Annotated in this window: 9 protein-coding genes and 1 pseudogene; 2 read left to right on the top strand and 8 right to left on the bottom strand. The window is 37.3% G+C overall.

Annotated features, from left to right (window positions below):
• The first annotated feature begins 463 nt into the window (after positions 1-463).
• The gene (locus ADIARSV_RS16565) at positions 464-1,267 is read left to right on the top strand and encodes an SDR family oxidoreductase (RefSeq protein WP_016196790.1); all 804 of its coding nucleotides are present in this window, start codon (positions 464-466) and stop codon (positions 1,265-1,267) included.
• A gap of 112 nt (positions 1,268-1,379) precedes the next feature.
• Here ADIARSV_RS16565 and ADIARSV_RS16560 read toward each other — a convergent pair whose 3' ends face one another.
• From ADIARSV_RS16560 to nhaA, 6 genes are all read right to left on the bottom strand, one after another.
• On the bottom strand, positions 1,380-2,564 hold the full coding sequence (locus ADIARSV_RS16560; protein WP_016196789.1) for a cation:proton antiporter: 1,185 nt from the start codon (positions 2,562-2,564) through the stop codon (positions 1,380-1,382).
• Positions 2,565-2,679: 115 nt separating this feature from the next.
• Entirely contained in the window at positions 2,680-4,224 is a 1,545-nt protein-coding gene (locus tag ADIARSV_RS16555) for a L,D-transpeptidase family protein (RefSeq protein ID WP_052017040.1), read from the bottom strand.
• A 329-nt stretch (positions 4,225-4,553) separates the two neighbouring features.
• Positions 4,554-5,771, bottom strand: coding sequence for a DUF2254 domain-containing protein (locus ADIARSV_RS16550; protein WP_200864773.1), 1,218 nt, complete (start codon positions 5,769-5,771; stop codon positions 4,554-4,556).
• Positions 5,772-6,132: 361 nt separating this feature from the next.
• A complete protein-coding gene (locus tag ADIARSV_RS16545; RefSeq protein ID WP_016196785.1) occupies positions 6,133-7,608 on the bottom strand; it encodes a trypsin-like peptidase domain-containing protein in 1,476 nt (491 codons plus the stop codon).
• A gap of 97 nt (positions 7,609-7,705) precedes the next feature.
• Positions 7,706-8,281: a hypothetical protein gene (locus tag ADIARSV_RS16540; protein WP_016196784.1), complete on the bottom strand. Its 576-nt coding sequence runs from the start codon at positions 8,279-8,281 to the stop codon at positions 7,706-7,708.
• A 709-nt stretch (positions 8,282-8,990) separates the two neighbouring features.
• A complete protein-coding gene (nhaA, locus tag ADIARSV_RS16530) occupies positions 8,991-10,298 on the bottom strand; it encodes a Na+/H+ antiporter NhaA (RefSeq protein ID WP_016196782.1) in 1,308 nt (435 codons plus the stop codon).
• Positions 10,299-10,923: 625 nt separating this feature from the next.
• On the opposite strand from nhaA, the gene ADIARSV_RS16520 reads away from it, so the two are divergent.
• Positions 10,924-13,308: a heavy metal translocating P-type ATPase gene (locus ADIARSV_RS16520; protein WP_016196780.1), complete on the top strand. Its 2,385-nt coding sequence runs from the start codon at positions 10,924-10,926 to the stop codon at positions 13,306-13,308.
• Between the two features lie 327 nt (positions 13,309-13,635).
• Here ADIARSV_RS16520 and ADIARSV_RS23260 read toward each other — a convergent pair whose 3' ends face one another.
• Complete coding sequence (locus ADIARSV_RS23260; protein ID WP_394331156.1) at positions 13,636-14,085, bottom strand: CBS domain-containing protein; 450 nt, start codon at positions 14,083-14,085, stop codon at positions 13,636-13,638.
• A gap of 96 nt (positions 14,086-14,181) precedes the next feature.
• A pseudogene (locus tag ADIARSV_RS22685) lies at positions 14,182-15,302 on the bottom strand (chloride channel protein); the annotation flags it as partial.
• Between the last annotated feature and the right edge of the window lie 233 nt (positions 15,303-15,535).

Raw genomic sequence — 15,535 nt, 5'->3', positions numbered from 1 at the left:
ATTTAGTCTGTTGAGTTTTTCAGCAAACCCTAATTATCAAAACTGTTACTAAGATTAGCCAGAAATAATACGATTTGAAATATCTAAAGGTTTACTTAACAATAAATTGGGTAGTTAAAAGAAGCCAAAAGACAACCTTATTTAGAACAAAAAATAAGGTATATAGTTATTCTTATGCAATTAGCTATTGCCAATGAGTTATTAGCTGATAGGAAATTACGAATTAATCGGTGACCTCTACAAGGTAGCATTGATGAGGCATATTCCCTTTTCTACTTGATGAAAGGACAGATTGGCAAACTTAGTTGGGCTTATATGCCACGCAAATGTGCTTCTATAGAGATTATCTGGGTAAATCCCCTACGCTATTAACAATCCTCACGTAATTAGTATCGCATACAATTTTGATCAGAAGTTAAATGATGGGAATAAATAAGAAAGTAACGATAAAAAATCAAGCATTATGTCACTAGAAGTAATAGGTCAAACAGTCCTGGTAACGGGTGCCAGCTCTGGAATAGGCCAGGGAATAGCAATAGAATTTGGGAAACAAGGCGCTAACGTAGTAGTAAACTATCACAGCGATGAAGATGGTGCAAAATATACTCTTGAACAAATTATAAGAGCTGGCGGAAAAGGGTTTATACATAAAGCCAATGTTGGAAAGGAAGAGGAAGTAGTAGCCATGTTTAACAAAGCGGTTGATGAATATGGCACTCTCGACGTTTTAATAAACAACGCTGGAATTCAAAAAGATAGTGAATTTTCTAGCATGACGTTAGACCAGTGGAATATGGTTATCAACACGAATTTAACTGGTCAGTTTTTGTGTGCACGTGAAGCCATTCAACTGTTTGAAAGTAAAAAAGAAAGTTTCCCAGAAGGAAAGGCAATAGGAAATATTATTTTTATTAGTTCGGTGCACGATATTATTCCATGGGCCTGTCATGTAAACTATGCTTCATCCAAAGGAGGTATTTTAATGTTGATGAAATCGCTCGCATTAGAGGTTGCACCAAAAAAAATCAGAATTAACGGCATTTCACCAGGGGCAATTGCTACGGATATCAACGATGATGTATGGAATGATGATGAAAAGAAAAACCAATTGCTAAAACTTATACCCTACAAACGCATAGGCTTACCTGAAGATATTGCGAAAGTTGCTGTGTGGCTTGCTTCAGGCGACAGTGATTACATAACAGGAACCACAATTTATGTGGATGGGGGGATGACGTTGTATCCGGGTTTTGTGGATAACGGTTAGAAGCAACATCATAATCAACCATACAAATTATTATTAAAACACCCACAAAATTTATTTGCTGGGGACTAATATCATTTAGATCTTGTATGAGGTAATTTCTTTGACGATAATACTAATTGAGTTTTTTTACCACATTTTCAAGGCTTAAGCCCTGCACTAAAATGGAAAATAATACGATAATATAGGTCACAGATACTATCATATCTCTTTCCATTTCGTTACCAATTGACAGTGCAAGGGCAATAGATATACCACCTCTCAATCCACCCCAAGTCATAATAAGGAAGGTCTCTTTTGGAAATTCATATTTCAATCGAAAAAGATAGGACGGGGTAACTAATGAGATGAACCGGCTGATGAGGACAATTATTATCGCAACTAATCCAACATACAAAAACGAGCTTTCGAAAGGTATAATCAAAAGCTCCAAGCCAATTAATACAAAAAGAATGGCATTAAAAATTTCATCCACCATTTCCCAAAACTTATGAACATAATCACTTGTTTCATCTGACATAGCCTCACGTGCACCTTTGTTACCAATAAATAAGCCTGCTATCACCATGGCTAATGGTCCCGAAAAGTGAAACATTGGTGCAATTGTTATCCCTCCCATCACCATAGCCAATGTAATTAATACCTCAGTTTGATAATGATTTATTTTTTTTAGCATCGAAAAACCAACATATCCAAGTAATAAGCCTAACAATATTCCTCCCAATATCTCCTCCGCTAAAAGCACTACGATCTCAGAAGCTGATATTGCAGTAAGCCCTTTACTCGCTATATTAAACAGCGTCAAGAAAACAACCACACCAACACCATCGTTAAACAAGGACTCTCCTGTTATTTTTGTTTCAATGGACTCTGAAATACCAGCCTTTTTTAAGATAGCCATTACAGCAATGGGGTCTGTAGGAGAAATTAATGCACCAAACAAAAGGCAATAAATGAAATCAACAGGTTTATACAGAAAGGGAAGCAGAAAATAAACTGCTGCTGCGACTAAAAATGTAGATATTAATGTTCCTGCTGTAGCATAGATAAGGATTGGCCATTTACTTTTACTGAGTTTCTTGATATCGGTATGTAACGCCCCTGCGAAAAGCAGAAATCCAAGCATGAAATCTAAAAGAAAGTCTGAAAAATCGATCTGGGCCATTAATTCCTTTATAAAGGAACCAACTGCGGAATTTGAGCCAATAACTAAAACGAAAAGAGATAGTAATAAGGATAACACCATTAGCCCTATGGTCGAAGGCAGTTTTAAATAGCGTATATTGATGTAGGCTAACATCGCTGATAAGGTAATTATAAGTGATATTAATTTGAGAACTTGCATATATTATCAATTAACAACCTTTAAGGTAAATAGTTAAGTTAAACTTGTCTTTCCCAATACAAACCTGTTGTTATTCAAATAAATGCTTTTTGATTAAATCATCATGTCCATATATATCGTCCCTGAAATTTAATTGTTGCGACTCGTCCACCCACGCAGTAAAGTAACTGATAAAAACAGGCACAGGCTCTTTAAGTGAAACCCATTTTTCAGAGTTGGAATGCATAGCTTTCTTTATCTTTTTCTCCGTCCACCCTGCTTGATCGTTGAGAAGGTATTCAGCAAGTGCACTCGGTTCGGCGACCCTGATGCAACCATGGCTAAAAGCCCTTTGTGTTCTCTGGAACAACCCCTTAGAAGGGGTGTCATGCAAATAAATACTATATCTGTTAGGAAATATAAATTTAACCCTTCCAAGGGCATTCTTTCTTCCCGGCTTTTGGCGAATAATGGGCAAGCCATTGCTATTACCGGTTATCTCCATGTTGTGCCGGTTTAAATAGCTTGGGTTCCTTTCAATGCCAGGAAGGATTTCGTTTCTTATTATACTTCTTGGTATGTTCCAAAAAGGACTAAATACAACATTCTTTATTTTATCAGAAAAAATCACGGTACGATTTGCGGATTTTCCTACAACGACATTCATACTTAAAACCTCATTGCTACCTTCATAAACGTGAAGTCTGAACTCGGGAATATTTACAACTACTCTCCTCCCTTCATTCATAACCGGCATCCACCGCATGCGCTCCATATTGATAAGCATTTTCTCAATCTTACTTTGTATAGGAATATTAATGGCCTTTATAACAGCTGGACCCACAATTCCATCCTTTGTTAACCCATGTCTACGTTGGAAATTAAGTACAGCGGATTCTAAACTGCTATCGTAAATCTGCGATTGAGCAGTGGTTGGCAGATCTCCAAGCAACTGAAGGCGGTTTTTTATATCGGTGATTACAGCCGCAGAATCTCCCAACTTCAGAACTTTATTTTTGCCTAAATCTATATCTGGCCACTCCCTTCCTTGTAGCTTTTGGAAACGGATGATCTTTTCTTTCATTAAAAGATACTGGTGATTAACCGGCAGAATACTTTCTGGTTCTTTGCCTTTATTTTTGACGAATTCATTCAGGATTTCCAAAGTGTTGACCTTCTTTTGCGGAATTTGCCATTGCAGACTTTCAGGATCAACATTCCCTGAATATGCTCTTTTAACGAATTTTAAAAATAACTCGGTTAGCTTTAATTCTGTAATTGCAACATCTTGTTCATATGGATTAAACGGTCCGTCATCCTCTTTGAGAAAGTTTACACGCTCATTCAATTCACGATTGTATAGCGAACTGTCGCCAGAATAATTTAGGAAAATTTCGTACAAATTCCAAAAAGATTGCGTTTGTTCCGCCAAGCCTTCTTCAAGAAACCAGGCGTATTGGTAACTCCTGTTCTCATAAAACTCTCTAATATCCTGGGCTTCTTTATTTTTGATCTGTTGATTACTAATGAAGTTTTCTAACAAGTGATGATTAACATGCAGGCCGGTAATCGTATCTGAAAGGTTTGTAGTTGTATCCTGCAAGTAAGTGGGCGTGCTTGCGTTACCTTCCGTCATGAAAAGAAATTGAAGTAATAAGTATAGAAAAATGATTCTCATAAACTCTTATTAGTGGTGAAATTTGTCAGACCAGATAATTATTTATAGATCTTGATGTCTGTATAATGTGTTACGAACTTCTGGATAACACATGCTTTAAATGTTATACGATCAATTCTTAAATTTATTCTAATTATTCTTCATTGCTTTTTAATATTAGCGACTCACTAGCAAATTAATTATTTTTTTGTTCAAGCATCAATACATTCTGTTTAGCACCCGTACCTCATGTTTAAACGGCAACTGATTGCTCTATTAACATTTGTTTTTTGAAAAGCAATACATCCTTAGATATTCTGCTCCGTTAAAGCAGATTGCACAATTTTCAGGAACTTGATAATTACAGGCTGTTCACACTGTTTTTGTAGTTGCAACAAGACATGAAGTAGCTCATTCAGAACTAAACGGTCTTCTTTACCATAATCCCAAATCGGGTAAATACATTCTTCAAAAATCTCTTCAAATGTTCGCTCTTTTACGATAATTCTTACAACATTATCACGATCTTTGATATGGGTGACGGGAAAATTTTGAACTCTAAATGCCAGCAGATCCCCTAAAGCCTGCAAGCTTAACACAGCAGTACCAGGGTCATTTATTCCAGGACTTAGTGCTTTTATTGCCACTTCCATCAATTGCCTGAAACCATAATAATATGTTGATTCAATATTCTGACCTCTATGTATATCGATTAAACTTTTCAAGTCTTTCTCCAGGTCTTCAGGCAGGTTTGCTTTTCCCTTTATTCCGAGTAAAGGGTTATTCTGCAGCACCATTGTTCCAGAGGGATAAAAAAAGTAAATCACAATGTCCTGCTTTTTGCAGAATGACAGTAATCCATCATAGGTAAATCCTTGGAAGATCCCAGACTTATAAGCATTAATTATAGTACCTTCTTGCTGACTCAAATGTATATCTGTATTGCTTTGAATCGTACAACTTTTTTCAAGTGATTTTCTGGTAATATCATGAATCTTGTGGATGATAGTTCCGTATTTTACTGACTGAGTAACATAGTGAAGAAAATAGACGAATAAAAAAATATCTATTACGCTTAGTGCAATTAGTAAATAGGTGCTTATTGCCGGAACATAGATACCCGAGTTGATATCGCGAATTGTACTAAGAAGAAATAAGGCATAAACGATTGTTCCAATGTAAAACCCCAGAACAGTTTGTTGAAAACGATTACCAATGAGTTTATCTAAAATTCGGTTACTCATCTGAGAAGCTGCCTGGTTTAGCAGTATCATCACCATACTGAAACTAAACACGGTAAGTGAGATAATTCCGCCAGTAATGGTAGATATGATGCTGCGTGCAGTGCTGGCATCTTTAAGACTCAGCCAATGGGCATTTGATTTTATCGATTTTCCGGCTTCTGAAAAGTCGAACTGAACCATAATGAAGGATAGGAGTAAAAAAGACAGGGCGATAATCGCTGGTATAAATGCTATACTACTAATAATTTTATTGTAAGTAAACCTAAACCATTTTAATACCATTTGAAACATAACTTTATTTTCGTAAAATAACCTCGGTGCCGGCAAAAAGTGCTATACGCATGCCATGAATGCGATAAAGGATAACCGTTATAGTATCCTCTGAGAACTATAATGAATAGTTAGTCAATTCTTTTACATGTGATAATGGCGAGTCCTCATTCGTTAAACTACCTTCTTTTACAACCGTAAATTGTCCGTTAAACTGTCTTCCATGGTAGATCATACTGAGAGTCAACTAGCCAGTATCCCTTAGGAAATACATCCGAAAGTGATTATTAAGATCGCTAGCGTTTGTTGTTAGCAATTAATTGATTGAGTAATTTCAAGCATGAATTAACCTAAATACTCAACCAAGTACTTTCTATGTTCCAAGTGAAAAATTGAAAACAACTTTCGAGCCATCTGGAGCAATGGCAAATATTTGTATCAGTCCACGTTGTGCAGATAAAAACGATTTTTCAATATCAGTAGGATTATTAATCGGCTTTCCATTAATAAATGCGATGATAGTACCAGGGGGAATACCTACTCTCTCAAAAAAACCATCCCTTTTTATTTCTTCTACTATTACCCCAGAATTTAGATTGTATTGTTGTCTTATAGTATTCGTTAGCGGACCAAAGCGTGCTCCGAGCCTGTTGTAAATTTCTTCAAGCGACTGGACTGATTTTGCTACAGGTGCTTGAGATGTCTCTTCCTTTAAGGTTGCTGATGTAATAGCCTTTTTCCCTTTGCGCAAATAGCCGAGTTTAATAACATCACCAGGTTCGTGCCTTGCAACATATTCTGAAAATTCGGTTGATGAATTAAGCTGAACACCATCAAGGCTTTGTATAATATCACCTTCTTTAAGACCAGCTTTTGCTGCCGCACCTTCGCTCTGTACCCCTGTTATGTAAACTCCCTTTACATCAGCTGGATTTAAACCCTGTTCAGCCAAGAACCGATCTTCTCCCGATGGTGAGGGAAATGACACACCTAAAATGCCACGCTTAACAGTTCCATACTTTCGAAGGTCATCAAGTATTTTTTTCGCTAAGTTAACCGGAATCGCAAATGAATACCCTGTATAACTACCGGTTTGCGAAGCAATAGCCGAATTAATGCCTATCAAAGCTCCGTTTGTATTTACAAGTGCACCTCCACTATTGCCTGGATTAATGGCTGCGTCTGTTTGTATAAACGACTCAACGGCTGTATTCCCTCCTACCTCACTATTATTATTATTTTTATTATCAGGCCGGTTAATAATACCGATGTTTCTTGCTTTGGCACTTACTATTCCAGCAGTAACTGTCGTATTGAGCGAAAGCGGAAAACCAACTGCGAGCACCCATTCACCTACTTCCACTTTATCAGAGTTGCCGAATTTTACGATAGGAAGACTATCAGCATCTACTTTTAAAAGAGCAAGGTCTGTATTAGGATCTCGACCAACCAGCTTCGCTGTAAATGATCTTTTATCAGGTAGAGTTACGTTGATCTTGGATGCATTTTCCACCACGTGATTGTTTGTAGCAATGTATCCGTTGGCAGTTATAATAACACCAGATCCAGAGCCCATACCAGATCTGGCTGCATTTCCATAAGTTGCGGGTATATTTACACTAACTCTAATATGAACAACGGCTGGCGTTACCAATTTTGAGGCTTCAACAAAATTTGCTACCGCCTCTATTGGTTTGTCTTCAGCGGTAGAAACAAAATCACTTGTGGTATCTGTGCCGATATTGGATGATGAACGCCCTTTGCTACCGGAAGTTTGTTGTTTGTTGCATCCAATATTAAATACCTGAATAACAGCAACAAAAGCAAGGACGATAGTGATTTTTTTCATATGTAAACTTGTTTGAAACGCTTAGTATTAAATTGTTTTGATGTCGTATTAATCCAATTAATTAGTGGAAAAACCGAGTAATTTCAATTAAATTCAATCAATTCATTTTCTCAAGTACGTGTGCAGATTTACTTAAAAATCCTTTAACCGCTTCTCTCTGATCAAGTGTAAGCACATCTGGGTCAATGGCCCCTACTGCATCCTTAACTTCAGAAATATCGTTTGCAAGGGTTGGGTATTTAGCTTTCTGTAAATTTTGCAATGCGTCAGAAATAATTTCAGCAGACCTTCTGATGTTGTCAGCATGAGTGGTTTCAAAAGGGTCGTTAGTTATGTGGTCCGCATACTCCTTTGCTTTATCTAAATCTGCTTTAACACTGAAGCCTGCTTTGACAGCCATTGTATCTACTGCATGAGTTAATTTTATTAGAGCTTCGTTCGTAAATTCATGGTCTAGGCTCATTTTAGCATTATCTCCGTTGATAAACGACACGTAGGCTAATACAGTAGAATCATTTTCGCGAACGCCAATAAGATTTGTCGATGCATCATTATTTAGCGACTCTTTTTTGTCAAAGACACCCAAAAAATATAATAAAAGTGCTATTATTCCAAGGCCTAATAGTATCCAAGGCGTAATAGATTTTTTCTTTTCAACTTTAATTTCTGCCATAGTTTTATCATTATATTGTTATATTACGTATTAAATAAACGTTTGTTTTAAAAACATATCTTAAGGTAAGGTCAATAAGTTAACTCATCCATTTAGGCGTAGCCTCTGCAATTAAGTATTTAATTCTTTACCGGTGATTATTGAAATTTATTGGCGAACACCGGATCTTTCCACATGATAAAATTGGTGTTAGTTAAGGTAATTACAGTATTAGGATATATTACAAAACTGCTTTTCCTAAATACGTTATTTTGAGTGAGCTTGGAATAGCTGGAATGGAATGAAACTCCCCAAGAATAAAGTAAATTGGGTTGGTGTTGGCGGAAATATTGATTAACAAGCGATCTGAAATAATTCCATTTTCCATTCTTACACATCCAATCCTTGCGTTCCAGTTGTGGCCGAGGATATCCAGAAAGAGGAATTACTGATTCCATAGCTTCTTTTGTCCACTTTGTGGGTAGTTTTGCAGATTGGGCCCATGATATCTTAGTTGAAATAAGCTGGTTAATAAAAGGCCATATAAAAACAGCTTCTTTATGGGATTTATCATGTTTACTTGTTTAAGATTAAATAGTAGCTTTTGCTAAAATGGCTATTTTTTTAACAATCGAAAGAGAGATCTTTTATGGGTTTAATTTATGGAAAAATACAGTCATAGGCAATACATGACCAAATTTGAAGTTGGTTCTTAACGTACATAAAACAACTAGCGAATTTTTCTTAAGACCAGGCTTCCTGCGAGACCAGCTAAAATAGACGCAATCAATATACCATATTTCGCCTGATCTACAAATTCAGGCTTACTAAAAGCCAGTCCACTGATAAATAGAGACATGGTAAAACCTACTCCACCAAGAAGAGCGACCCCAGTCATATGTTTCCAGTTAGCGCCTTGTGGTAGTGATCCTAAACCAAATTTGACCATTACACATGTAAATAGCAAAATGCCTATAAATTTCCCTACGACAAGTCCTGCAGCTACACCAATTGAAACAGGATTAATAACAGAGCTTAAAAAATCGGCACCAATCACTATTCCCGAATTTGCCAGTGCAAATATTGGCATAATAAAAAAAGCTACCCAAGGATGCAGAGCATATTCTATCTTTTGCAGTGGAGTTTCGGCAGCCAAACTAAGGGTCTTTACATGTTGTATCGTTTCATGTTGTGATGGGGTAGTAAGCGTGCTATTACTTGGAATTTCTTTTTCAAATTGATGTGTAAGTTTCTTGAGGTTATCAGAGTAAACCGTTTCATTGATTCTAGTTACTGCTGGAATTGTAAAAGCTACCAATACCCCTGCAATAGTAGCATGTACACCAGAAAGTAAAAAACCAATCCATACTCCAATTCCTATAATAACATAAAACATTGTATTTCTAACACCAAGAAAATTTCCACATATGAGCACCAATAAAAAAATACCAGCAACTGCCAGTGCTACAAAATTGACTTGTACAGTATAAAAAAAGGCAATAACTAATACTGCACCAAGATCATCAGCAACAGCAAGTGCAGAAAGAAAAACTTTAACTGAAGCCGGAATATTTTTACCCGCCATAGAAAGTAAAGCCAATGCGAAAGCAATATCTGTCGCCATTGGTATCCCCCAGCCATGAGCTGCTCCTGAATGTATATTTATGGCATAGTAAATCACCGCTGGTAAGATCATTCCTCCTAAGGCTGCACTCATAGGAAGGATGGCTTTCCGTAAAGTGGAAAGCTCTCCATTCATAAACTCGCGTTTTAGCTCCAGCCCAATCACGAAAAAAAAAATCGCCATTAAGCCATCATTGATCCAGATATGCAACGAATGTTTAAGAATAAGTTCATTAACACCAATTGAAAATGTGATATCCCAAATATGGTGGTACAAATCATTATATGCTGAATTAGCCCATATAATAGCAATGACTACACTTGCTAGTAATACTATCCCGCTGGTATATTCCAAGTGTATAAACCTGTTAACCGGGGCAATTAACTTTTCAATAGGAGTTTTCTGATTGAGCATATCATAAATTTCGATAACACAAGTTAGGTCAAATCTACATTAAAATGCAAATTAAATGATTTTGTATACTATAACAAACATCTGTCAACTTATTTGGATTTTAACAGACATTATATGTCAAACCGAGATATAGAAGATATAAAGAAGATAACCGATTTAAATCACGCAATTATATAAATTTTAAATTTAATTATATAACGCCTATTCTTTAATAGACTTTACTTTTGTATGATGAAATGTATAGCACTAATAAATTATGGTATTTGCTCTAAACACCTTGTTGGGATTTGTTTGTGGCTTACAAATGGTTATAGAGCAGGCTATTCCTTTAGCAAACAGGGCGGCATATAAATAACTTTAATATGAAGGATAAACATTTTTCTACTATTCATAAATCAAGATCAATTTATTTCAAGTCGACCCTTCAATCTCTAAAATGTAAATTTCTTACTGGAAACTGTTTAACATTATTAAATGGCATGCCGTCCGTTATTAAGTGGATTAAACAACAAAAGGATGCCAATACATTCCCTTTTCAATTTTTTAAGCCAAGTACTTTTATATGCCAACCCAATGACAAAGGGTTACAGGATAGGTCACATCAACCCATTAAATGAAAAGAATTATGAAGCATACTTATATTATAGGCGGAATGAGCTGTGAAGGCTGCTGCGAAAAGGTAAAACAGGCACTGAATAAAATTAAAGGTATATCTTCGGTGGTTAGCTTAATACCACCTGAAGCTACTATTACAATGGAAAAGCATGTGCCACTAGAAAAATTGCAGGAAGTCTTATCTACCACTGGAAATTATACAATTAAAATGGCAGGACATATCGATGCAGAAACACATACTCAGGCTGCTATATCACCTGATAATTCTACGCTAAAATACTCGTGTCCCATGCATCCTGAAATCATAAAGGACAAACCAGGTGCATGTCCAATCTGCGGAATGGATCTGGTACCCATATCCGGGACGGGCACAAAAGATGAAGAAGATCAAACATATGACAAATTACTGCGCAAGTTCAAAATAGCCGCGCTGTTTACCGTTCCTATCTTTTTTATATCCATGTCAGAAATGATCCATGGTAATCCTCTGGTTAACCTGATGGATCTTAGGTACTGGAACTGGGTGCAATTTATCCTATCCATTCCAGTTGTGTTTTATGCCACATGGATGTTCTTTGAACGAGCATGGCGTTCAGTGATTACCTGGAACTTGAATATGTTTACTTTAATAGGCATTGGTGCAGGGGTATCCTGGCTTTTTAGTATAATCTCCTTGTTGTTTCCAGGTATTTTCCCCGATCAGTTCAAAACACATTCAGGTACCGTTTATGTGTACTTTGAGGCCGCCAGTGTCATCCTAACCTTAGTTTTACTTGGGCAGCTTTTGGAAGCTCGTGCACATGGCAAGACCAACAGTGCCATTAAGGAATTGCTGAAACTGGCACCCAACGAGGCCACAAAGATCGTTGACGAAAAGGAGATGACGGTTGCCATTGATGACATCCAGAAAGGTGATCTCTTACGCGTGAAACCAGGCGAAAAGGTACCTGTTGATGGAAGTATCCAATCAGGAAACGTAACAATTGATGAATCGATGATTTCCGGTGAGCCAATTCCTGTCGATAAGAAACCGGGAGACAAGGTCAGCTCAGGCACGATAAACGGAAATAAAACATTTACCATGCTGGCAGAAAAAGTAGGATCAGAAACTTTGCTTTCTCAGATTATTGAGATGGTTAATTCCGCAAGCCGATCCAAGGCTCCCATACAGAAACTGGCAGATAAAATCTCTGGCTATTTCGTTCCTATCGTAGTTTTTATATCGATAACAACCTTTATTGTTTGGGCAATCTATGGCCCTGAGCCCTCTTATGTCTACGCTTTTGTAAACGCAATAGCTGTCCTAATCATTGCCTGCCCCTGTGCACTTGGCCTTGCGACACCCATGTCAGTGATGGTTGGTGTAGGAAAAGGTGCAAAGTCTGGCATACTGATCAAAAATGCAGAGTCCTTGGAAAAGATGAATGCCATAGATATAGTCGTTATAGATAAAACGGGAACCGTTACCGAAGGGAAACCATCCGTTGAAAAAGTGGTTAGCACAAATCCTGATTTCACAAAAGAGGATATCCTTAAAAAAATTATATCCTTAAACAGCAGCAGTGAGCATCCTCTGGCACAAGCCACTCTCCGCTATGGTGAAGAAAAGAATATAAAAATTGAACCCATAACACATTTTGAAGCAATTACCGGAAAAGGGGTTATTGGAGTACTCGGAGAAGAAAAACTGTCCCTTGGTAATGAAAAATTAATGGAACAGGTAGGTGCAGAAATCACTTCTGGCTTAAGTGAGCAGGTTAATGCAGAGCAAAAACAGGGCAAAACCGTCTCTTATTTATCGGTTGGCAACATTGCTGTGGGTTTTGTAGTTATTTATGACAAGATCAAGGAATCAAGCAAAGGAGCAATCAATAAGTTACAACAAGAGGGGCTGCAGGTTTTGATGTTTACCGGCGACAATGAAGATACAGCAAAAGCAGTAAGTAAAACCTTGAACCTTGATGGTTATAAAGCTCAAATGTTGCCAGAGGATAAACTACGGGAGATTAAACGGTTACAAGCCGAAGGGAAAAAGGTAGCCATGGCAGGCGATGGTATTAATGATGCCCCTGCATTGTCGCAAGCAGATATTGGCATAGCCATGGGTACAGGTACCGATGTCGCCATTCAAAGCGCAGCCATTACTTTGGTTAAAGGTGATCTTAACGGAATTGTTAAGGCCCGGCTATTAAGCCGTAAAGTAATGCGGAATATTAAAGGAAACTTATTTTTTGCTTTAGGCTATAATGCCCTAGGAATTCCCTTTGCTGCGGGAGTCTTATATCCTTTTTTTGGTATCCTTCTTTCTCCAATGATTGCTGCTCTGGCCATGAGCCTGAGTTCGGTTTCCGTTATCCTGAATTCCTTAAGATTAAGGGGCACAAAGCTGGATTAATGAATTGGAATAAATCTGGTGTACTGATTACTGCCGATGGATACATTAGATTCTTACTATTGCACCTGATGGCTCTAAAGTGGTTTTTAACTTTTCTTTAGGAACCTAAAAGATTTTTTGTAGGTGCCCTATCATCCATTAATTCATCAGAAGCTTAGCAAGCAAAGGCTATATGCAATGCGTTTTAGATTTCTTGCTGAGAAGTATTGGTAAAATGCTTAAGTAGCAAAAAACTTCAGCATCAGATCTGCAATGAGTTTAAATAGATCATACAGAAGACAAAAATGGTTCATTCAATTACGCCAGATTGAGATAAGAGACGAATCATTATGAATAATCCTTCAATAGTTGCCTATATTTCGTGAGTATAGCAGACTTAGAAATAAAGCCTAAAAACCTTGCATCTGAATCATTCACCGGAAGATACCAGGTACCAGACTTATCGAAAATCCTGATGATGCTAAAGATATCATTCCGGGCATCGATAACCACAGGAGGCACTTTCATTAGTTCCCTAACCGTTAGCACACTCATATCTCGATCATGAAACATATAGGGCCGAAGATCATCAAGTGAGATCGTTCCTTCCAATACCCCATTTTCATTAACAACACCGATATAATTCCTTTTACCATTTTTTACCAGTTCGAGAAGCTCCTGAAAGGTATCGTCAACATATATAGATTGAAAGTCAGTCTCAATTAAATCAGCCGTTTGCAAGAGGGACAGCAGATTTTTGTCATATTCCTTAGTGAAAATCTTACCCTTCACAGCCATTTCATTCAAATCCGGAGATATAGGTGAAAACCACCTTCCTATTAAATGGGAAGTTACGGAAACTATGAGCAGCGGAATAAATAGGTCATAACCTTCACTGGACTCAGCAATCAAAAAAACAGCCGTTAAAGGAGCATACATAACGCCGCTCATCACTCCGGCCATCCCAACCAGGATCATATTGGTCTCCGGTACATTATCAATTCCAATCAGAGTAAATAAACTTGCAAAAAAGCAACCTAAAATACCACCTGCAAATAGCGAAGGAGCAAAGTTTCCACCATTGCCACCGGAATGAATAGTAACAGCAGTAGCGAACACCTTCAGGAGACAGATCAATCCAAGGAAAAGAATAAGCACCCATTCATTGGAATTAATGTATCCAAAAAAACTATTATCCAGTACTTGTGAAGTATGACCATTCGTGATATCTTTAAGCGTTTGATAACCTTCTCCAAAAAGTGGGGGCAAAAGCAGACATAACAGCGAAAGAATAGACCCGCCCAGCACAGCTTTATTTAACTTGGAAAGATTTAAATTTTTAAAGAAATGTTCGACCCTAATTGAGACCACCACATAATACCGGGAGTACAAACCACAGCCAATCCCTAGAATTAAATAAAAGGAAGGTTCCCGTAATTGAATTCATTCCTGGCTGTAAAGTGAAACAGCACATCTTCATTCAGGATCATTTTGGACAACAAACTTCCACAAACAGCAGCAACGACCAGGGGAATAAAATCGGTAAAGACCACCCCTGTAAGCAAGATCTCAAAGGCAAACATCACCCCTGCAATTGGCGCATTAAAAGCAGCGGCAATTCCAGCAGTTGCACCCGCAGCAAGCAGCAAAGTCCTGTTCCTATAATCCAGTTTATATGTTTTAGCAAAATTTGATCCTATAGCAGCACCTGTAACAGCAATAGGGCTCTCTAATCCCGCAGATCCACCTAATCCTATAGTAACCGCACTTTGGATAATCTGAGAATACATTTTTATCGGAGACACATGACTTGAATTTTGTGCAATTTCGTAAAGAATTGCAGGGATCCCTTTTCTATCCTGACCCTTAAAAAATAGAATTACGATCACCGTAGTTAATACAATACCAAGAAAAGGAAAAACAATATAAAAGAAAATCTGATCCGTAAAGTGAAATTTTCCTGTGATAAAATAATGAATGTAACTAACCAATGATTTAAGCAATACACCAGCCATGCCAGCAGTTAGACCTACTAGTATTCCGGCTAATAGGAGAAATTGGTTCCTGGAAAGTTTGCTTTTCAGCCAATGTATAAAAATCTCAAAACTGAAAACTTTTTTTACACTGTATTCAGTAAAATCTCTTTTATAACGGAGGAAATTATGGTATTTTTTTATGGTATTAAATCGTTTCAACGAGAAAAAGTTAAGAAAATCAGAAATTAAGAAGATGTATGACTCTTTTTTGA

The sequence above is a fragment of the Arcticibacter svalbardensis MN12-7 genome, from assembly GCF_000403135.1.
Taxonomy (GTDB): Bacteria; Bacteroidota; Bacteroidia; order Sphingobacteriales; family Sphingobacteriaceae; genus Arcticibacter; species Arcticibacter svalbardensis.
The sequence above is the reverse complement of the archived record's forward strand: the minus strand, read 5'-3'. Positions and strand labels throughout refer to the sequence as shown.

Bases quoted from the DNA above. Each gene is read 5' to 3' on its own strand.
- ADIARSV_RS16550 (WP_200864773.1), bottom strand. From the start codon at position 5,771: ATGGTATTAAAATGGTTTAGGTTTACTTACAATAAAATTATTAGTAGT.
- ADIARSV_RS23260 (WP_394331156.1), bottom strand. From the start codon at position 14,085: ATGGCTGTGAAGGGTAAGATTTTCACTAAGGAATATGACAAAAATCTG.
- ADIARSV_RS16520 (WP_016196780.1), top strand. From the start codon at position 10,924: ATGAAGCATACTTATATTATAGGCGGAATGAGCTGTGAAGGCTGCTGC.
- ADIARSV_RS16545 (WP_016196785.1), bottom strand. From the start codon at position 7,608: ATGAAAAAAATCACTATCGTCCTTGCTTTTGTTGCTGTTATTCAGGTA.
- nhaA (WP_016196782.1), bottom strand. From the start codon at position 10,298: ATGCTCAATCAGAAAACTCCTATTGAAAAGTTAATTGCCCCGGTTAAC.
- ADIARSV_RS16560 (WP_016196789.1), bottom strand. From the start codon at position 2,564: ATGTTAGCCTACATCAATATACGCTATTTAAAACTGCCTTCGACCATA.
- ADIARSV_RS16565 (WP_016196790.1), top strand. From the start codon at position 464: ATGTCACTAGAAGTAATAGGTCAAACAGTCCTGGTAACGGGTGCCAGC.
- ADIARSV_RS16540 (WP_016196784.1), bottom strand. From the start codon at position 8,281: ATGGCAGAAATTAAAGTTGAAAAGAAAAAATCTATTACGCCTTGGATA.
- ADIARSV_RS16555 (WP_052017040.1), bottom strand. From the start codon at position 4,224: ATGACGGAAGGTAACGCAAGCACGCCCACTTACTTGCAGGATACAACT.